The 19,467-nt window shown below is 41.4% G+C and carries 24 protein-coding genes; 18 read left to right on the top strand and 6 right to left on the bottom strand.

From position 1 onward, the window contains the following. Nucleotide 1: 1 nt before the first annotated feature. The 8 genes from gabT to NAF01_RS16780 all read left to right on the top strand — a co-directional run bounded on the left by gabT (nt 2) and on the right by NAF01_RS16780 (nt 8,345). Nucleotides 2-1,333 (top strand): 4-aminobutyrate--2-oxoglutarate transaminase, encoded by a 1,332-nt coding sequence (gene gabT, locus NAF01_RS16815; RefSeq protein ID WP_250800831.1) that lies wholly within the window; start codon nt 2-4, stop codon nt 1,331-1,333. Nucleotides 1,334-1,345: 12 nt separating this feature from the next. Next, nucleotides 1,346-2,767 (top strand): aldehyde dehydrogenase family protein, encoded by a 1,422-nt coding sequence (locus tag NAF01_RS16810; protein WP_250800828.1) that lies wholly within the window; start codon nt 1,346-1,348, stop codon nt 2,765-2,767. Nucleotides 2,768-2,882: 115 nt separating this feature from the next. Continuing rightward, entirely contained in the window at nt 2,883-3,740 is an 858-nt protein-coding gene (gene ablB / locus NAF01_RS16805) for a putative beta-lysine N-acetyltransferase (RefSeq protein WP_222498029.1), read from the top strand. Between the two features lie 87 nt (nt 3,741-3,827). Continuing rightward, nucleotides 3,828-5,270: a sigma-54 interaction domain-containing protein gene (locus NAF01_RS16800; protein ID WP_222498031.1), complete on the top strand. Its 1,443-nt coding sequence runs from the start codon at nt 3,828-3,830 to the stop codon at nt 5,268-5,270. A 155-nt stretch (nt 5,271-5,425) separates the two neighbouring features. Then, nucleotides 5,426-6,856 (top strand): lysine 2,3-aminomutase, encoded by a 1,431-nt coding sequence (ablA, locus tag NAF01_RS16795; RefSeq protein ID WP_048009371.1) that lies wholly within the window; start codon nt 5,426-5,428, stop codon nt 6,854-6,856. Nucleotides 6,857-6,866: 10 nt separating this feature from the next. Beyond that, nucleotides 6,867-7,160: a YokU family protein gene (locus NAF01_RS16790; protein WP_250800824.1), complete on the top strand. Its 294-nt coding sequence runs from the start codon at nt 6,867-6,869 to the stop codon at nt 7,158-7,160. A 123-nt stretch (nt 7,161-7,283) separates the two neighbouring features. After that, nucleotides 7,284-7,505: a YozE family protein gene (locus NAF01_RS16785; protein ID WP_048009369.1), complete on the top strand. Its 222-nt coding sequence runs from the start codon at nt 7,284-7,286 to the stop codon at nt 7,503-7,505. 144 nt (nt 7,506-7,649) lie between these two features. After that, nucleotides 7,650-8,345: a hypothetical protein gene (locus NAF01_RS16780; protein ID WP_048009437.1), complete on the top strand. Its 696-nt coding sequence runs from the start codon at nt 7,650-7,652 to the stop codon at nt 8,343-8,345. Nucleotides 8,346-8,367: 22 nt separating this feature from the next. Here NAF01_RS16780 and NAF01_RS16775 read toward each other — a convergent pair whose 3' ends face one another. Then, on the bottom strand, nt 8,368-8,529 hold the full coding sequence (locus tag NAF01_RS16775; RefSeq protein ID WP_156185135.1) for a hypothetical protein: 162 nt from the start codon (nt 8,527-8,529) through the stop codon (nt 8,368-8,370). 166 nt (nt 8,530-8,695) lie between these two features. Between NAF01_RS16775 and NAF01_RS16770 the strand changes: the two genes are divergently transcribed. Together NAF01_RS16770 and NAF01_RS16765 are read left to right on the top strand one after the other, a co-directional pair. After that, nucleotides 8,696-8,869, top strand: coding sequence for a YozD family protein (locus NAF01_RS16770; RefSeq protein WP_009332582.1), 174 nt, complete (start codon nt 8,696-8,698; stop codon nt 8,867-8,869). Between the two features lie 247 nt (nt 8,870-9,116). Further along, nucleotides 9,117-9,887, top strand: a complete 771-nt coding sequence (locus NAF01_RS16765; RefSeq protein ID WP_048009368.1) for a sporulation protein — start codon at nt 9,117-9,119, stop codon at nt 9,885-9,887. 70 nt (nt 9,888-9,957) lie between these two features. Here the strand turns inward: NAF01_RS16765 and NAF01_RS16760 are convergent, their stop codons facing one another. Next, complete coding sequence (locus tag NAF01_RS16760) at nt 9,958-10,821, bottom strand: glycerophosphodiester phosphodiesterase (RefSeq protein ID WP_250800823.1); 864 nt, start codon at nt 10,819-10,821, stop codon at nt 9,958-9,960. Between the two features lie 290 nt (nt 10,822-11,111). On the opposite strand from NAF01_RS16760, the gene NAF01_RS16755 reads away from it, so the two are divergent. After that, a complete protein-coding gene (locus NAF01_RS16755; RefSeq protein ID WP_048009367.1) occupies nt 11,112-11,420 on the top strand; it encodes a YodL domain-containing protein in 309 nt (102 codons plus the stop codon). Between the two features lie 261 nt (nt 11,421-11,681). Here the strand turns inward: NAF01_RS16755 and NAF01_RS16750 are convergent, their stop codons facing one another. Continuing rightward, the gene (locus tag NAF01_RS16750; RefSeq protein WP_197087636.1) at nt 11,682-11,831 is read right to left on the bottom strand and encodes a hypothetical protein; all 150 of its coding nucleotides are present in this window, start codon (nt 11,829-11,831) and stop codon (nt 11,682-11,684) included. 15 nt (nt 11,832-11,846) lie between these two features. Continuing rightward, complete coding sequence (locus NAF01_RS24995) at nt 11,847-11,975, bottom strand: hypothetical protein (protein WP_258750918.1); 129 nt, start codon at nt 11,973-11,975, stop codon at nt 11,847-11,849. Between the two features lie 153 nt (nt 11,976-12,128). Here NAF01_RS24995 and deoD point away from each other — a divergent pair, with 153 nt between their 5' ends. Both deoD and NAF01_RS16740 read left to right on the top strand, forming a co-directional pair. Beyond that, on the top strand, nt 12,129-12,833 hold the full coding sequence (gene deoD / locus NAF01_RS16745) for a purine-nucleoside phosphorylase (RefSeq protein WP_048009366.1): 705 nt from the start codon (nt 12,129-12,131) through the stop codon (nt 12,831-12,833). Between the two features lie 176 nt (nt 12,834-13,009). Next, entirely contained in the window at nt 13,010-13,882 is an 873-nt protein-coding gene (locus tag NAF01_RS16740; RefSeq protein ID WP_048009365.1) for a M15 family metallopeptidase, read from the top strand. Between the two features lie 19 nt (nt 13,883-13,901). Here the strand turns inward: NAF01_RS16740 and NAF01_RS16735 are convergent, their stop codons facing one another. Next, nucleotides 13,902-14,150, bottom strand: coding sequence for a hypothetical protein (locus tag NAF01_RS16735; protein WP_226618445.1), 249 nt, complete (start codon nt 14,148-14,150; stop codon nt 13,902-13,904). Nucleotides 14,151-14,408: 258 nt separating this feature from the next. On the opposite strand from NAF01_RS16735, the gene NAF01_RS16730 reads away from it, so the two are divergent. The 3 genes from NAF01_RS16730 (at nt 14,409) to NAF01_RS16720 (ending at nt 17,339) form a co-directional block, all read left to right on the top strand. Beyond that, entirely contained in the window at nt 14,409-14,615 is a 207-nt protein-coding gene (locus tag NAF01_RS16730; protein WP_048009364.1) for a heavy-metal-associated domain-containing protein, read from the top strand. A gap of 142 nt (nt 14,616-14,757) precedes the next feature. Next, nucleotides 14,758-16,236 carry a lmo1851 family serine protease gene (locus tag NAF01_RS16725; protein WP_242062000.1) on the top strand — a complete coding sequence of 493 codons (1,479 nt, stop codon included), beginning with the start codon at nt 14,758-14,760 and terminating at the stop codon, nt 16,234-16,236. A gap of 185 nt (nt 16,237-16,421) precedes the next feature. Then, nucleotides 16,422-17,339 (top strand): LCP family protein, encoded by a 918-nt coding sequence (locus NAF01_RS16720; RefSeq protein WP_250800822.1) that lies wholly within the window; start codon nt 16,422-16,424, stop codon nt 17,337-17,339. 41 nt (nt 17,340-17,380) lie between these two features. Here the strand turns inward: NAF01_RS16720 and NAF01_RS16715 are convergent, their stop codons facing one another. After that, nucleotides 17,381-17,998 carry a class I SAM-dependent methyltransferase gene (locus NAF01_RS16715; RefSeq protein ID WP_048009361.1) on the bottom strand — a complete coding sequence of 206 codons (618 nt, stop codon included), beginning with the start codon at nt 17,996-17,998 and terminating at the stop codon, nt 17,381-17,383. Between the two features lie 114 nt (nt 17,999-18,112). Here NAF01_RS16715 and NAF01_RS16710 point away from each other — a divergent pair, with 114 nt between their 5' ends. Both NAF01_RS16710 and NAF01_RS16705 read left to right on the top strand, forming a co-directional pair. Beyond that, complete coding sequence (locus NAF01_RS16710) at nt 18,113-18,514, top strand: hypothetical protein (protein ID WP_048009360.1); 402 nt, start codon at nt 18,113-18,115, stop codon at nt 18,512-18,514. Further along, entirely contained in the window at nt 18,507-19,427 is a 921-nt protein-coding gene (locus NAF01_RS16705) for a CobW family GTP-binding protein (protein WP_250800821.1), read from the top strand. The genes NAF01_RS16710 and NAF01_RS16705 overlap by 8 nt, the downstream gene beginning before the upstream one ends. Nucleotides 19,428-19,467: the final 40 nt, after the last annotated feature.

Raw genomic sequence — 19,467 nt, 5'->3', positions numbered from 1 at the left:
GATGGGATCAATTAATATAAGAACAGAGCTGCCGGGACCAAAAGCGAAGGAGTTATTGGCTAAAAAAGAGAAGAATGTCCCAAAGGGGCCCTTTAACACGATGCAGACATTTGCTGCTAAAGGGGATGGAGCACTTCTGACAGATATAGATGGGAATACTTTTCTTGATTTTGCGGGGGCAATCGGGGCCCTGAATGTTGGACACTGTCCGCCAAGGGTTGTTGAAGCGCTCCATGCCCAAATTGACCAATATCTTCACCCATGCTTCCATGTCATGATGTATGAGCCTTATATCAAGCTGGCAGAGAAACTCAACAGCATTACACCCGGCAATCACAGCAAAAAAACCTTCTTTTTAAGCACTGGAGCAGAGGCAGTGGAAAATGCGGTTAAAATAGCAAGGAAATATACAGGCAGAAAAGGAATTATATCATTTGAAAGGGGATTCCATGGCCGGACCTATATGTCCATGAGCTTAACGAGCAAGGTAAAACCATATAAATATGAATTCGGGCCATTTGCGCCGGAAACGTATAAATGGCCTTATCCTTATTATTACCGCAGCGAAGGCCTAAAGGATAAAGACCATGATAATGCCCTGCTTAAAAGATTCGAAACGTTTTTTCTGAGCGAGGTGCCGCCTGAAGAAGTCGCTGCTGTCATTATGGAGCCTGTTCAGGGTGAAGGCGGTTTTGTTATGCCGTCTTCCCATTTTATAAAAGGTGTTAAAGCGCTTTGTGAAAAACATGGAATCCTTTTTATTGCTGATGAGGTACAGACAGGATTTGGCAGGACAGGCAAAATGTTTGCCATGGAGCATTATGATGTTGTGCCGGATCTTATGACCATGTCTAAATCAATCGGTGCCGGATTGCCGGTCAGTGCTGTAACTGGAAGAGCAGACATAATGGATTCACCAAATATTGGTGAAGTCGGCGGAACTTATGGAGGCAGTCCGCTAGGCTGTGCAGCTGCATTAGAAGTGATTCGGACGATTGAGGAAGAAGGATTATTAGAAAGAGCAAATGAAATCGGAAGTCTTTTCACTGAAAAATTTTCTGATTTTCCTTTAAAATATAAGCAAGTGGGTGATGTACGTTCTTTAGGAGCAATGTGTGCCATTGAATTTGTTAAAGATCAGGAAACAAAGGAACCCAATAAAGAAATCGTTCAGGAGATCCTGTCAAAGGCACACAATCGCGGCCTCATCATAATGAGCGCCGGCTTATATGGCAATATTATTCGTTTGCTCAGCCCCCTTGTGACAACCAATGAACAGCTTGATGAAGGATTTTCCATACTGGAAGAAGTAATAGGTGAATGCTGCACATAAGGAGGATTTCCATTGAAACAACATTTATGGATCAGCGGAAAGTTCAAGGAAACAGAGAATTACAAAGCATTAAAGAGCCCTTATAGCGGGGAGGTTATTGCAGAAGTTGCCATGGCAACTCCTTCCGATGTGAAGTCAGCAATTGATGCGGCAGAACAATCCAGAAAAGTAATAGCTGATATGCCTGCCCATAAACGGGCGGAAATACTGGAAAATGTGGTCGCCATCATGAAGGAGGAAAAAGAGGAGTGCGCAAAAATTATTGCGCTAGAAGCTTCAAAGCCGATAAAGGCTGCTAGAGGAGAAGTTGACCGCACCATCATGACATATACCTTCGCTGCCCAGGAAGCGCGCAGACTTTATGGAGAAACAATCCCAATGGATGCGGCTCCGGGAGGAGAAGGCAGAGTCTCCTATACAGTACGTGAGCCTCTCGGGATTATCGGAGCCATCACGCCATTCAATTTTCCTATGAACCTGGTTGCGCATAAAGTGGGACCGGCTATTGCGGCCGGCAACACGGTTGTTTTAAAACCTGCATCTCAAACGCCAATGTCGGCCTACAAAATTGCTGATATTTTCCACAGAGCAGGACTTCCTGCCGGAGTGCTGAATGTGGTAACCGGAAGCGGCGGAACGGTTGGGGATGTACTTGTTGCCGACGGACGCATATCAATGATTACTTTTACAGGCAGCCCGGAAGTAGGCAGGCAGATCCGCGAACATGCAGGCTTGAAGAGAGTAACACTTGAATTAGGTTCGAATTCAGCAGTTGTTGTGGATGAGAATGCAGACGTGGAGAAAATTGTCCCGCGTATCGCAGCCGGGGCTTTTGCCTTCCAGGGTCAGGTATGTATTTCCGTGCAGCGCATCTATGTGCATAAATCTCTCTGCCAGACATTTGCCGAGCGTTTTGTAGAGGAAGCCAAAAAGCTGAAAATCGGCGATCCGCTTAATGAGGATACGGATATTTCAGCGATGATCTCCCGGAGTGACACTGAACGCGCAGAGACCTGGATCAAGAGTGCCATAGAAAGCGGAGCGGAGCTTGCTCTTGGCGGGAATGCGACAGATAATACATTGTATCCGACCGTCCTGCTGAATGTTGACAAATCTGAAAAAATTTCTTGTGAGGAAGCATTTGCACCAGTGGTTCATATTAATTCATTCAGCAGCTTTGAAGAGGCGCTGGCACTTGTGAATGATTCAGATTTTGGCCTTCAGGCAGGTGTTTTCACCAATGATGTGAACAAAGCCTTCAAAGCAGCAAAAGTGCTTCATGTCGGCGGAGTAATGGTGAACGATTTCCCAACCTTCCGTGTAGACCACATGCCATATGGAGGAGTGAAAATGAGCGGAATGGGACGTGAAGGAATCAAATATGCTGTTGAAGAAATGACAGAGATGAAGCTTATCAGCTTTAAAATTGACTAAGATTGAATAGAAAGAATACTAGCGATAAAGTGCTGTTTTGGCGGGTATTCTTTAAGCTTTCATAATGCCTGGCCCCCTGGCCGGGCAGTTTTATTAATAGAAGGGGGTCTTAGCAATGAATAATACTGCTTCGGTAAAAACATTAAAAAACGAAGGCTTTGTGGCCGAATTCTATCTTGATTCATTCAATAAACGATTAAGGGTAGACGATTATGCAGGTAAATTGGCAGATGCCGTCCATGAAGCAGAGAAAACAGCAAAAGAATACCAGTATGAGAAATTAATTTTCAGGGGAAGAGTTGAAAATTATATAGATCTTCTTGCGATGGGGTTTCAGTGCGAGGCTGTTATCGACGGATATTTCCGCGGCTCTGATCAATACTTTTTCTGTAAGTATTTTTCTGACGAAAGGAGAACTAATGAACACTGGATCTCTGAAGACAGCATCGTTAAAAATGTAACCGCCCTTGAAAGAAACCCGGATGTCATTATGCCTCCTTCTGAATATCAGCTTATAAAAATAACGGAGCAGGATGCTGAAAAAATGGCTGAACTATACAGTGAAGTATTTAAGATTTATCCAACACCTCTTCATGATCCCTCATATATAAAAAAGACAATCCGGGAAGGAACCATTTATTACGCATTTAAGTATAAAGGTGACCTTGTCAGTGCTGCATCAGCGGAGGTCAATCTTTTTTATAAAAACGCAGAACTGACAGATTGTGCGACACTCCCATCCCACCGTAAACATGGTTTAATGAAAATACTCCTCGAAAAATTGGAAAAAGATCTAAAATCGCAGGGTGTATTCTGTGCCTACTCCATCGCCAGAGCGCTGTCATTCGGTATGAATGCCGTTCTGCATCAGCTTGGCTATTCCTATCGGGGCCGTCTTCTTAACAACTGCTATATTTTCGATAAACTTGAAAATATGAATGTCTGGGTAAAGAATTTAGCCTATTCGGATTGACGGATCCTCAAAAAGAAGTGCCGGATTTTCGGCACAATCCTGACAGGTTTTCGGCACCCTGTCATATACATAAGTGGGGGGGATTTAATGATTGAAACTCAAAGTATTTCTAAAGAAGTTCTGGCCGCCATATTAAAAGGCATTGATGAAGGGATTCATGTAGTGGATTTGAATGGAATTACCATTTTTTATAATGAAATAGCTGCTAGACATGATGGTCTGGAGGTTTCCGAGGTAATCGGAAAACCTGTTCTGAAAGTCTTTCCTTCATTGGATAAAGAGACAAGCACTTTATTAAAAGTTATGAAAACAAAAGCACCGATTTATAATCAGACTCAGTCCTATGTAAACCTCCATGGTGCACAAATAGAAACCATCAATACCACTCTCCCTATAACTGTTAATGGGAAGGTAGCGGGAGCTGTCGAGATTGCCAAGGACTATTCCAGATTGAAGCTTCTTTCTGAAAGCCTTCTTGATTTGCGCAAAAAAATAAAACAGCCCCTCAACAAAGCGGCTGCTGCCAATAATGTACAGTATACACTGGATAGCCTTCTCACAATAAATAAGGAAATGAAAAATATTAAAAAGGAAGCAGCCAAACTGGCAAAATCCGATTCTTCCATTCTTGTGTTTGGGGAAAGCGGGTGCGGAAAGGAGCTCTTTGTTCAGGGGCTTCATCATTCTTCCTCAAGAACTGAAGGCCCATTTATTGCACAGAACTGTGCGGCAATACCGGAGTCCTTGCTTGAAAGCATTCTTTTTGGGACTGCTAAAGGAAGCTATACTGGAGCAGTAGACCGGCCGGGGCTATTTGAATTAGCCGATGGCGGGACACTCTTTCTCGATGAAATACATGCCATGCCGATTGAACTGCAGGCTAAACTGCTTAGAGTGCTGGAGGATGGCATTGTCCGAAGAGTAGGAAGTCCGAAGAGTTCACAGGTCAATGTACGGGTGATTGCAGCCATGAATATCCATCCAGTGGAAGCACTTGAGAAAAACCAAATGAGAAAGGACTTATTTTACCGCTTAAACGTTCTCACATTCGGGCTCCTGCCGCTAAGGGAGAGAAAGGAAGATATTGAATTTCTTGCCCTTTATTTTATTAAGCAATTTAATCAGGTGTTACACAAAAGCCTCTCAGGAATCGGAGAGGATGTGCTGGCCTTTTTCAGACAATACCATTGGCCCGGAAACGTCAGGGAATTAAAGCATACAATCGAGTACATGATGAATGTCTGTGAAGAAGACTTACTTAAAGCTGAGGATTTGCCAGTTATAATGAAACAGCAGCTTCAAAAGAATAAACAGGATTTTTCATTAAAAATCCAGCCATTAAAGGCAAGTATGGAAAAGCAGGAAAAAGCTTTAATCGAAAAGGCTCTTCAAGAAACAAACGGAAATATAAAAAAAGCCGCAAAGCTATTAGAGGTGCCCCGTCAGACACTGCAATATAAACTGGCCAAATATAATATTGAAATGAATAACAGAATCCTGGTTAGTAACACTCATGAAGGTGCCGAGTAATCGGCACTTTTTTGTTTTAACGGAAATGAAAGTATCCCTTAAGTTGCAAACAATCGCCAATCCGGAAGGGATTTCATATGATAGTACGAAATATTCAGAATTGGCATGAAACTTGCAATGTGTATTTTATAGAAATTCATATAGGGGGAATAGAGATGAAGAACTTTTTATATAAACCGGATCGGCATTGGAAAGATATTGAGCTTTGGAAGGACGTCACAGAAGAACAATGGAATGACTGGCTCTGGCAGCTGACAAATACCATTCGGACAGTTGATGATTTGAAAAAGGTGATTAATCTTACACCTGAAGAGGAGGAAGGAGTCAGGATTTCTGCAAAAACCATTCCATTAAATATTACACCTTATTATGCTTCACTTATGAATCCGGATGACCCACGGTGTCCGGTGAGGATGCAATCCGTCCCTATTTCAAATGAAATCTATAAAACTAAATATGATCTTGAAGATCCGCTGCACGAAGATGAAGACTCCCCAGTTCCGGGATTAACGCACCGCTACCCCGACCGGGTCTTATTTTTGGTAACAAATCAATGTTCAATGTATTGCCGTTATTGTACAAGAAGAAGGTTCTCGGGACAAATAGGAATGGGTGTACCGAAAAAACAGCTTGATGCGGCAATCAGCTATATCAGGAATGCTCCTCAGGTTAGAGATGTTCTTATTTCTGGCGGAGATGGACTTTTGATCAATGACAATATTCTTGAATACATCCTGAAAAATTTGCGTGAAATCGACCATGTTGAAATCATCAGAATTGGCACGAGGGCTCCAGTTGTATTTCCCCAGCGGATCACCGAGAATTTATGCAATATCCTGAAAAAGTATCATCCAGTGTGGTTAAATACACATTTTAACACTTCCATTGAAATTACCGAAGATTCCAAGAGAGCATGTGAGATGCTGGCAAATGCCGGTGTGCCCGTGGGTAATCAATCAGTTATTTTGGCAGGCATAAACGACAGCGTTCCAATTATGAAAAGACTGATGCATGACCTTGTTAAAATCCGGGTCCGTCCTTATTATATATACCAATGTGATCTTTCTGAAGGCATTGGCCATTTCCGCGCTCCGGTTTCGAAAGGGCTTGAAATTATTGAAGGGCTAAGGGGACATACATCCGGCTATGCTGTCCCGACTTTTGTGGTCGATGCGCCTGGCGGAGGCGGAAAGATTTCACTGCAGCCGAATTATTTGATCTCGCAAAGTGCTGACAAAGTGGTCCTTCGCAATTTCGAAGGTGTAATCACCACTTATCCTGAGCCTGAAAACTATGTCCCAGGCCGTGCAGAAGGCTACTTTAAAGAAATTTATCCTGATATGGATGAGAAAAAATCAAATGTAGGCATTGCGGCGCTAATGAATGACCAGCAATTCAACCTGGTGCCTGAAGGCCTGGCAAGACTGGATCGCCGTGAAAAATATGACAGCGACCCAGAGCACAGCTCTTTGAAAGATAAGCGGGGCAAACGGGATGAATTAAAGGAAAAGAAATTCAATGCCCAGCAGACAAAGCAGAGTCCTGCAGCAGAAGCGGGTTCAGAAGCTGCAGCTGCCAAGGAATAGGAGGACAGGAATGGAAAATAAATGTGCCTGGTGTGAAAGCCAAAATATAAGTGAAAGCAGTGAAACGGTTTATTGGGAGCTCCCTGATGGAACAAGAGCCATCCAAATAAATGAGACACCTTCCATTTCCTGCAGGGATTGTGATATGGTTTACCAGTCAGATGAGCTTGTTAAGTCGATTGAGAACCAGCTATTTTTGATTGATGTCAAGAAGATCGGACAAGAGATTAATTATGAAAAATTGATGGAGCAGCCAAGGCTGCTGAAGCGAAATTATTTTGATTTCTCTTCCTATGATAAGTGAGGAAAAGAGCAGCCCGCAGATATGCGAGCTGTTTTTAATGTCTATAAGTAGACGAGCCTGGCACAATTCGATTATAGTAGAAAATAAATTAATGAACGACAGAATAAAAAGGAAGGCGTTAGTATGTCAAAAACTTTCTATCACTTTTTAATGAAATACAGACATCCTGCACCAAAGGATAACATCAGCCGTTTTGCCAATGACGCATATGAGGACCACAGCTTTCCGAAAACAGCTTATGATTATGATGAGGTAAGCTCTTACCTTGAACTGAACGGAAGCTATCTGGAGACCATGTCTATTTTCGATGAAGCCTGGCAATTGTATGTACTCTCTGAAAGCTGAATGAACATTTTGAAACACTCCTGCATAGGAGTGTTTTTTATTTTGAGATGGCTGATTGTGATGAACGTACGGACGATTTTCATAAAAAGTGCATATACTATTGTATTCACTACTCACGACTCAGTCATTGAGAGGATGGAGGAAATGAGCAAAAAGAAAAAACCCAAGTACAAAATCGGTGATACAGTCGTGATCACTATTTATGGTACAGTCGGAAAAGTAACAGATGTAAAGTGGCTAGATGATATGTACGTCTATGAAGTCAATAAAAGTGAAGGCCTATATATGGAATCCAGCCTTCAAATGCTGTCTGAGTATGAAGGTGAGATTATGGAAAAGGAGCATATTGACATCGAATATAAATACTTTTTTGGCGACCTTGTCCAAGTCAAGGGGTATGGTTCGGATCTTTTCAAAATCGTAGGCTTCAGGACGGAAATTTGGAGATACAAAGAAGATGCATGGGAAGATGTTATTTATGAGCTTTCAAGAATTAATGACGGGGAATGGCTGGAAGCAGGGGAAGAAGAGCTGACACTCGTTGCGGATGCTGAAAGTGCTGATGCATTTATTCAAAAGCTTGGGCTCCTCTATATGATCAATAAAAAAGAAAAGCTTCCTGAATTAAGGGAAACGGCACATTCATTCCGCAAGGCAGAAAAGGAATTGCTTGAAGGGATAAAAGAAAGAAAAGTGCTGATTGATGGTTTGCTTGATATATACAATGATTATCGTATTCTTTATGAAATGTTTCAGGATGATGAGTATAAGCATATCATGCGGGTTATACTCAGAAAGCTGAAGCATATTGCAAACAATGATGATAAGAGCACTGTGTAAAAAGCACAGAAGTCTTTGCTCTTTAGAGCCAGGTGACCAGGAGATACAGTAAAAATGGGATGCCAAACCATATGACGAGCTTGAACCAGGCATTTAATAGATTGCTATAAAGATTTACTATAGAACTTTCATCACGATTAACATCTTCTTTAATTAGTAGGGCTAGTCTGGATATACTGGACATGTCGCTGCCTCCTCAATTTCTGTATAAAATGGATTGCTGCTGGCTGTTTATCCTATATGTATGTCCTAACTGAAAAAAAATGCATCGAAAATAAAATAAAGAATATGGCTTGTTCTGCATGAATCCAGGGAGTGCTTCATACATTTTGTACAAAGGGGGCGTTGCTGTGAAGGAAATAGAAGTCGTAATAGATACAGAAGAAATTGCTGAGTTTTTCTTTCATGAGCTGGCAAAAAGGGGATATGTGCCTACTGAAGGAGAATTGGATGAACTTGCAGATATCACGTTTGAGTACCTGCTGCAAAAGTGCATCATTGATGAAGAAATTGAAGATGACTGATATAGAAAAATGACGAGGAACGATGCTCGTCATTTTTTTGCGGAGCAGCAGGAACATCTTACACATACATATTCTAAACACAGCATTTTCTGAGGTATGCAGTGAACGGAGCAATTCCGAAAAAAAATATGTGCTGCCGCCATTGAAAATGAAACCTTCTTGTTAAGAAGCACGTATATCTAAGTGAAATAAGTGCTTTGCTTTATATATGCAGTAAAAATAAAAAATGAAACAGGGAGAGAAGCATATGTCATTTTTTAATAAGGTTTTGGCAAGTGTAGGAATTGGATCAGCAAAAGTGGATACGAAACTTGAAAAGGATTTAGCAGTTCCGGGCGAAGCCCTCAGAGGCGTGGTTGAAATTACAGGGGGCAGCACCGAACAGAAAATTGATGATATTTACCTTTCATTGAATACTACTTATATTAAAGAATCAGATGATAAAAAATATACAGTCTCCGGTCTGATTGACCGTTTCAGGCTTGCTCAATCCTTTACCCTGGCAGCCAATGAACGAAAGGAAATTCCTTTTACCTTTAACCTTCCAGCTGACACACCTTTGTCTTTTGGCAAAACGAAAATTTGGGTGACGACAGGACTAGATATAAAAAACGCGGTAGATCCTGCAGATAAGGATTATATTCGTGTTGCTGCTACCCCGCTGATGGATTCTGTATTGAACGCTGTTTCAAGTATGGGATTCCGTTTGCGGGAAGCAGAATGTGAACAGGCTCCGCACCGCCTTCGCAGAAGGCTTCCGTTTATCCAGGAGTTTGAATTTGTTCCAGTCTCCGGTCCTTTCAGAGGAAAACTTGATGAACTGGAAGTGGTCTTTTTTCCACTGTCAAACGGAGAGACCGAGGTTATGATGCAAGTAGACCGTAAAGCGAGAGGAATAGGCGGATTCCTGGCAGAAGCACTGGAAATGGATGAAACATTTGTCCGTTTCACTGTTACAAATGCAGATATTCCTTATATGCAGCAAAAGCTTCAATCGGTCATTGCAAAATATGCTTAATTCATTGAGAAAACGATGGGTGATGCCCATCGTTTTTTTTGCTTTGGCTGCGACAGTGGAGCGCTATAGGTTACGCCAGAAGTGTTTTAATTAAATCCTGTCCTTTTAAAAAGGGGGTTATGAGCACGTACATGATTGAATCGGGGATTCTCTTCTCATCATCGGAAATAATGCCGTGAACACCAAGCCTCTGCATGTCTGCAAATTGGTATTGTTTACTGATGGTCCACGAATAGATCTCATAACCGAATAATTCAGCTTGATTAATGAAGGACTTGGAAAGCAGGAGATGGTGAACAGATAGAAAAGAGGCAAAATCGCGGTAGGATGCCAAATGAAACAAGTCCAGGTGTTTGCTCAGCAGCAGGCCAGCAGGAATCTCGGGAGCCAGCTCGTGAAACTTTTTCATTTCATTAATATGAAAAGATTGGACTTTTATGTGACTGTCGGGTTTGTAAGAGTTTAGTACGTCTGCGAGAATTTCTGTCATGCCAGGCTGATTTTCCGGTGATTTCATTTCAATTATAATTCCTATTTTTCCGCTGGCTTGTTTTAATACTTCAGTCAATAAAGGGATTTTTTCACCGGCATACGCAGGAGAAAACCATGATCCTGCATCCAGTTTTTTTAAGTCTTTAACTGTTAATTCCTCAATTAGCCCCTCACCGTCGGTAGTTCGCAAAACATTAGCGTCATGAATAACAACCAGCTGTTTATCCTTGCTCAGCCTTACATCTAACTCGATATAGTCAAAACCCATTTCAATAGCTTTTTCAAACGATGCAAGCGTGTTTTCCGGTGCAAGTGCAGATGCGCCTCTGTGTGCGATGGACTTAAATGGCATGAGAGGCTGAAAAAAATAAGAGAAAGTCATTAATAACATTCCAATTAGGATGGAAAGCAAAACAGGCTTTTTAGATACCAGCAATTTCATCACCTCCAGATAAGACTTTTATACATAATATGCAGATTAAACATTTTTGAAAGCGTTTACTTTACGAAAAAAACCGTTAATCGACAAAAATAGAATTTTTTTGATGGAGGAAACGACAATAAAAATGGCTAATTAAACAGTAATGAAAAGTTGTTCACTTAAATTTAGGCAGCTGGCTGGAAAACGTCATAAGAATGCTTTTGAAGACCTTATTCGATAGTTGACAGGTCACTTGGTGAATTAGAATCAGCCATAAATAACGGATGCTGGGAATAAGAGGGGGATGCCATATGCTGATGGAATTAACAAGGATCAAAAGAAGAGAGTATGATGTTACGATCTTTCAAACACCTGAATTCAGGGGCAAAAAAGGCTTTCAGCAAGTATATCGCCTTAATGTAGAAGCTTTGACTCATGATGAATGCCTTGAATCAGTTTTTAGAAAGTTTAATGTGCATGATCGGATCCCGGAGGATTTCGATGGCCGGTTTATTTCCACAGGAGATATACTCTATATTGATGAAGGCAGAAGAGGGCAATTTTATTATCAGCTGAAGCCGGGCGGCTGGGAAGAAGTTAATAGGATACATATTAGATAAATAAGAAAACAGGAGGGCATAATAGCTCTCCTGTTTATTTTTATTATATAGGAAAGTATAACTTTTAACTTCGATAACTGTCTAGCTCCAGCGCCTACCCCCTCGAGGTCACAAGCCAATCCTCCCAAAAAGGCAAAGGACGCCTTTCCGTGAGGCTCGTCTTGTGCTTGAGGCCCGCAGGATGCGGGTCATGCAGACGTTGCCACAGGACGTGGTGTTCTTAGTCTGCGTTCCTTCGTGACCAAGGCGCTTGCGCTTTTCTTATTCGGTTATGTTTGATCCCGGACTGTTTTTGCGTTTGTTGGCTGTGTATTCCTTGCCATGCGCTTCCTGCTCTGCAACAATGGCTTCTGCAGGAATATGATTATTCTTCTTTGGTGAGTTTATACGGTTACGGTGCTTTTTGCCCATCTTAAGTCCCTCCGCTTATCGATTGCTTATTGTTTTGACTGTTTTGGATGTATTAGGCTCGGTATTAGCCCTGGAAGATGGATTTGTCTCATTGGCATGCTGGACTGCCTGCCTGAGTTTTTTGCTCATTCCTTTTTGCGGCATGATTACAACCTCCTTTGGAAAAGCTAAAATTAGCTTTCCCGCACAGGGAAAAAACATGCCCTGTCATATTTGTTTCTAACTGGTGGCACATATGGTATAGTGTGACTTGGAAGCATTTACATCAGCTTCAGAATGAATTTGGAGGTTAGATTTATGAGCGTACATATTGGTGCTAAAGAAAATGAAATTGCGGAAACGGTCCTGCTTCCTGGAGACCCTTTGCGTGCAAAATATATTGCAGAAACATTCTTAGAAAATGCGGAGTGCTACAATGAAGTCCGCAACATGTTTGGTTATACAGGAACATATAAAGGGAAGCGCATATCAGTTCAGGGTACAGGCATGGGGGTTCCATCCATTTCCATCTATATCAATGAACTGATGCAAAGCTATAATGTCCAAAACCTGATTAGAGTAGGAACGTGTGGTGCGATTCAAAAAGATGTAAAGGTTCGAGATGTAATCCTTGCGATGAGCTCTTCTACAGATTCCCAAATGAACAGGCTCACTTTCGGAGGGGTTGACTTTGCGCCGACAGCCAATTTTGATCTATTGAAAAAAGCTTATGATGCAGGTATTGAAAAAGGATTAAACCTTAAAGTCGGAAATGTCTTCACATCTGACATGTTCTATAATGACAATTCGGAACTTGAAAAATGGGCAAAGTATCAGATCCTGGCAATTGAGATGGAAACAGCCGCTCTATATACACTTGCAGCGAAGTTTGACCGCAAAGCACTATCTGTCCTAACAGTCAGTGATCACATCCTGACAGGTGAGGAAACGACTGCTGAAGAAAGACAAACCACCTTCAATGAAATGATCGAAGTGGCACTTGAAGCTGCTATTAAGGAATAATATAGAATGAAACTGGTTCACCTGAGCCAGTTTTATTTTTTTTGATGATGTAATTTTGAAATTATTAAAAATGAGATTTGTGCCGTTTGTCCTGTTTTTAACACAATTATGGACTAGTTGACGTGTAGTGTTAAAATAGTAATGTTGCAAAGAAATAAAAAGACAGGTGAGTTTGAATGAAGAAGATCATAATTATGGCAGGGACCCTTAGCCTTCTGCTTTCCGGCTGCAGCCAGCTGGATCCGTATTTGGATAAAGCAAAGCCGCTTATTGAAAAAATTCCGTTCCTTGGGGAAGATAAAAGCCTCGATGAACCTTCTCAAGAAAATGAATCACTAAATAGAGAAGAAAGCAGTGCCGGGGAAGCAGGAAATGAAGACAAGAAAGATATTCAAAAGGATCCTCTTTCATTGGAAGCTTCATATTTTAATGATATTAAATCTGTGGATGGCAGAAATATTATCCAGAACCCTGATAATGTGATGGTCATGGTGAATAAACAATTCAGCCTTCCGGATGGCTATGAACCATCCAAGCTAATGATCCCGGATGTCGCATTTTCTTACGGGAAGTTAGATTTGGAAAAGAGCTATATGCGCCAGGACGCAGCTGAAGAACTGGAGAAGCTATTTGCTGGAGCATTGAATGAAGGTGTGGAATTATTTGCTGTATCCGGCTATCGCTCTTTTACACGGCAATCTGAAGTTTTTGAGGCCGAAGTAAATAGAGTTGGTAAAGAAAAAGCGGTCCAGGCTGTGGCGATTCCCGGAAGCAGTGAACATCAGACAGGACTGTCAATGGATATCTCAAGCAGAAGTGCAAGTCTTGAGCTTTCCGAAGAATTCGGGGAGACAAAGGAAGGAAAGTGGCTTGCTGAAAATGCGCATCATTATGGTTTTATTCTCCGCTATCCAAAAGGAAAAGAAGCCATCACAGGTTATAAATATGAGCCTTGGCATTTCCGTTATGTGGGCCATGAAGCTGCGAAAGTCATTTATGAAAAGAAATGGACTTTGGAAGAGTACTTTGATCTTGTTAAAAAAATCTAAGAGGCCAAAATGGCCTCTTTTATTTGCCTTTCTCCTTCAGCCTGCTTTTTCCTGATTGAAAATAGAATATCACCGCTAAAAGGAAGGGTACAGCTGGAAGGCCTGATAGAAAACGGAGCACATTTTCTGCCCCTGTTAGAGAATATCCCAATGGCAGCAGCAGAAAAAAACTTAATAGAGCAAGTTTCCATGACTGATTCATAATCCCGGCAATTAGGCTGATTAGGGAAAATGCGAAGCTTATCCATAATATTGCGGTTAACATCATAAAATCACCCCTTAAGAAAGTGCTGGGAGAGCTAAGGTCTGGATGATGAAAAGGTTTGATAGAGAATTTTAAAATGGCTTTATAATAAAATATGTTTATACCGCCAAAACATTAATCTTTTATTTTCCTGATGTAAATGCCGCTTTAATTCAAGTGAAGTTTGGCCGGGCCGGCTGTCTGTTTACCTGATGTTTATAAACCTCCTTCAATGAGGTATTAATAAAGTAAGGTTTAATTTGTAAAAAGGAGGCACATGCTTTGGAAAAAGTTTCATTTAAAGTTGTAGGCATGACCTGCGGCCATTGTGAAGAGGCAGTCAAAAATGCCCTTCTCTCCATCGATGGCGTGGCAAGCGTCTCGATTGCCTTTCATGATGAACATGCAGAAATCGTCTATGATCCTGAAAAATCTGATAAGGAACATTTGATAAAAGCGATAGAAGACCAGGGCTATGGGGTAGCCTGACATAAGAAAGAGCGCCACGCATATTTTGCTGGCGCTCTTTAATCGCTGCACACATTTTTCTTTGTAATTTATTCGATAAATGTTATTCTAATCATTAAGGATTGTACATAGTTATTTTACGGTGACGAAAGTGGTGAAAAGTTTGCAAAATGAAGATTTAAACAAAGAAACTTCAGAAACACCAGATAATAACCATTCAGGTTTTATCCGCATGAAAAAGTTTCATTTTGTAATGCTGCTGTTTTTTATTGTGTTTCTTTCAGCTGGAATTACTACCTTTGCACTGGCCTTTGGAGATGAAAAGGCAGTAGATGTGGGAACAAGCGAAAGAAGGGAATTTGATAAGCTGTATACAGCGTATGATACCCTGAAAGCAAACTATTTCCAGGAAGTGGATCAAAATAACCTTATAAATGGCGCTATTAACGGTATGCTTGAAGCGCTCGATGATCCATACTCGGACTATATGAATGAAGAAGAAGCCGAAAGCTTTCATCAGAGTATTTCATCCTCTTTTGAAGGAATCGGAGCTGAAATCCAGGAACAGGAAGGCTACATAGTCATTGTATCCCCATTGAAAGGTTCACCTGCTGAAAAAGCCGGGCTTAGGCCAAATGACAAGGTTCTCTCAGTTGATGGAAAAAGCCTTCAGGGGATGAGCTCTACAGAAGCCGTTATGCTGATCAGAGGCGAAAAAGGGACTAAAGTAGAACTTGCAGTTCAGCGTCCCGGCACAGATGAGCCTATGAAAATTTCCATTACACGCGATACCATTCCGCTTGAAACCGTCTATGGGGAAATGCTGGAAGATGGTATTGCAAAAGTACAGATTACTACATTCTCAGAAAATACTTCTAAAGAACTGGTTGAAACTCTGAATGAACTGCAGAAGCAGGGCATGAAAGGATTAATCCTTGATCTTCGCCAGAATCCAGGAGGCCTTCTGGATCAGGCAGTGGAAATCTCCAGCCTGTTTGTCCCGGATGGCGAGATATTATTCCAAATTGAAGACCGCAATGGAAACAGAGAAGAAGTAAAATCAAAGAGAGAAGAAAACCCGAATATACCTTTAGTCGTTGTGATTGATAAAGGAAGTGCCAGTGCATCAGAAATTCTGGCTGCGGCAGTACACGAATCCGCAGATGTGCCGCTTGTCGGTGAAAAATCGTTTGGGAAAGGCACCGTCCAGCGTGCACAGGACTTCTCCGATGGGTCAAACATGAAATTCACTACTGAAAAATGGCTGACACCGGATGGAAATTGGATTCATAAAAAGGGAATTACACCTGACCACAAAGTGGCCTTGCCGGAATACGCTGCACTGCCATTTATTAATCCAGACACTGAATTAAAGCTTTCTGCTTCTTCAGCTCAGGTTAAAGCAGCTCAAGCTATGCTGAAAGCTCTGGGATATAATCCTGGAAGAGAAGACGGTTTCTTTGATGAAAAAACGGAAGCAGCTGTCAAGGAATTCCAGGCTGCTGAAAAGCTTGATCAAAATGGAGTATTATCAGGGCAGTCTACTCTTAGGCTGATGGAAAAACTCCGTGAAAAAATCGACCAAAATGATACGCAAATTCAAAAAGCAGCTGAAGTGCTGAAAAAACAAATAGGGTCATAATCTAAAGCTCTCCGATTCGGAGAGCTTTTTTCATCATTTTCAAGCGAGACGATTCCTTCCTCAAGCGAGTAGCGGCAGGTGGGGGCAGTTCAAGTATGGCTGTTCTTAGAAAGTGGGTATAGAAAGCGTTTCTCTTTCCCACAATGGTAATAACTTAACTATTAAGCAGCGCAGGGGTGATTTACTTGAAAAAAATTATGATCCTATTTGCAGCGGCTGCAGCTATACTATCCGGCTGCATGTCTTTTCAGCAAAAAGAAAACAATAATGCAAGGCAGGAGACGGAGATCGGCGAGTCCGAAAAGGTGAATAAAGAGCCCTCAGCGATTGTACATGAAACGAAAAACTTTTTGCTGATTGGTGTCGATAGCAGAGGAGAAGAGGATTCACGTTCGGATGCCATTGTGCTGGCCAGCTATGAACCTTCCGGGGAATCCATTAAATTGGTCTCTCTTATGAGGGACAGCTATGTAAAAATACCGGATTACCAATATATGTACAGCAAGTTGAATCATGCTTATTATATAGGCGGCAAGGAATTATTAAAGGATACAATAGAACAAAACTTCGGAATCCAAATCGATCATACAGCAATTATTGATTTTAAGGGATTTACAGCGATGCTTGATGCGATTGCCCCGGACGGAATTGAAGCAGAAGTCAGTGCCGCCATGATTGAAGATATGGGATTGGATCTGGAGCCGGGAAAACAAAAGCTTAAGGGAAGCGACATTTTATCATATGTGAGATTTCGCCATGACGGACAAAGTGATTTCGGGAGAGTTGACCGGCAGCAGGAAATTTTAATTGGGCTTAAAGATGAAGTGATGAACCAATTCTCATCACCTGCCGGTTTAGCAAGGTTTCCTGAAGTAATCAGCCAGGCAATGAAATACGTTGAAACCGACTTAAAGATTGAAGAAGCATTATCACTCGGTGTGAAGTTTTTAATGAATCCTGTCACTGACATTGAAACACTTAGGGTACCTGTTGAAGATAGTTATGAGAATAAAACTTATGAACATGCCGGTTCGGTTCTCCAGCTTGATTTTGAAGAAAATTCAGAAGCGCTTAAGCAGTTTTTGGATGCTGAAAAGAACTGAGAGAGACGCTATTAAAAGTAAATGAGGAGCCGGCGGGCTCCTCATTTACTTTTTCTGCAGACTGCAATCCCAAAAGGGTAGTGTTTGCCTTCTCTTTTCGGTTCAATGAGAACACTTCTCTGATAATAAAATTCCGTCTCTCCGTAAGACTTGAACAGTTCAATAAATTCATCCTCAGTCAGCTGGTGAAAATGGAAGGGCTCATTTGTTGGCTTTCCCCTTCCGGCACCGAAGGGCGTGGATAAAATGAGAGTCCCGCCTGGCTTTAGCATCTTAAAAAGACTGTTAAGGAATATTTCTTCTGATGGCAGGTGTTCAAGCGTTTCAAAGCTCGTTATCACATCAAAGAATCCTAATTGTTCAGGGAGGGAATCATCTTCCGCATTGGCTTTAATATATTGCACGAGAGGATGATAATGATGCTGTCTGGCATAGTTCAGTGCACCCTCATCAATGTCCACTGCAACAATTTCATTAATTTCTTTTTTCTTGGCTTTTGCCATTATTTTTGAACCGTACCCCGTCCCGCAGGCAATATCAAGCACTCTTCCTTTAGCGTAATAAAGGGCAAAATAGTAACGTGCCAAATGTTCCAGAAGCATTCCGTTAGTAACCGGCATTTCCTCCAGTATGATTCTTTCTCCAGTATTTTCGAGCATTTTTCTCCACCATCCTTAATAGAAATTATAGCAAATATGTCTTATGGTTTGTATGGACTGGTAAAATCATATACAATGGGTCATTAGACAGGATAGCTATAAAGAGGTGATCCTTTGAAGCAGGTAGTAAAGCTTAATGAAGAGAGCCGCAGGCAAATATCAGATATTGAACAAAAATGTGAAAAGCTTGCAGAAAAACTTCTTAATAAGTACAAAACAGACTTTCAAACTGAAGAGGAAAATCTGGCAGTGGACCTGGTCAGGACGATAAAAGGCAGGCATGCATCAGAAAACGATGTGTTTGAAAATGATTATGAGTCCATTCTGGAACTGGGAATAGAGACGGAGGATGAATTTTTTCCGAATGCTTATATTCCCATCTGGAAATGCAAACAGGAAATGTTTCATTCTGTTGGTTATTTAACCAATCTGGATATTGATTCAATAGAGAAGAAAATGATGCTTATGATTGAAGAAATGCTGGCAGATCGTGTAGAAGGGGAAAAGTATGAATAAAACAGAAATATATATATTATCAGGATTTCTTGGGAGCGGGAAAACGACGCTTCTAAAGCAGCTGCTCCAGGATGAAAAAAAGCAAGGCAGAAAAGTGGCAGTCATGATGAACGAGCTTGGGAAAGTTTCCATTGACTCGGATGCAGTCGATGAGGGTGTGCCATTAAAAGAGCTGCTTGACGGCTGTATATGCTGTACCATCTCAGATAAGCTCGAGGCGCAGCTTCAGGAATTATTAATGGTTGAAAAGCCGGAAGCGATTTATATTGAAACTACAGGTGCTGCTCATCCCATTGAAGTTCTGGATAGCATCCTTTCCCCCCTTTTTGCAGACAGGATGCGGGTAAAAGGCATTATTTCTGTTGTTGACAGTCCAAGATGGCTTAATCGAAATGTGTTAAGTCCTCAGGTGCAGCAGCTTTTAATTGAGCAGGTAAGGCATGCAGACTTAATAATCCTGAATAAAGCAGATAAACTTTCCGAGGCGGAACTGGCGCGGCTTACAATGGAGATTCAGGGTCTTAACAGCCAGTCGTTCACCATCTTAACTACATATTCAAAGATTGCTGTGAAGCAGGTAAGAGATATGTCCTCCGGGAAAAAGAGCAAGGCTTCCAGATCACATGTTTTTTCTGATTTAAAGCTTAGCACGTTCGTTTATCAGTTTCAAAAACCTGTCAATCAGACTGATTTTGAAGATTTTCTTAGAGGACTTCCAGATACTGTGTACAGAATAAAAGGGTATATGAAGCTGAATTCTTCAAAGTACCCGTATCTTTTTCAGTTTTCATATGGAATGCCGCTTTATATGCAGGAAAACATCAATATGCCCCTGAATATGGTGTTTATTGGGGAGAATCTTGATTGGGCAGAAATCGAACATAGGTTGAAGATTCTAGAAGAATCTATCTAATCAGGATATTAAAGAAAATCGCATTCATACGGTGCGATTT

It is taken from the genome of Cytobacillus firmus (genome assembly GCF_023657595.1).
Classification (GTDB): domain Bacteria; phylum Bacillota; class Bacilli; order Bacillales; family Cytobacillaceae; genus Cytobacillus; species Cytobacillus firmus_B.
Note: the sequence above shows the minus strand (reverse complement) of the source record. Positions and strands in the feature narration are given on the sequence as shown.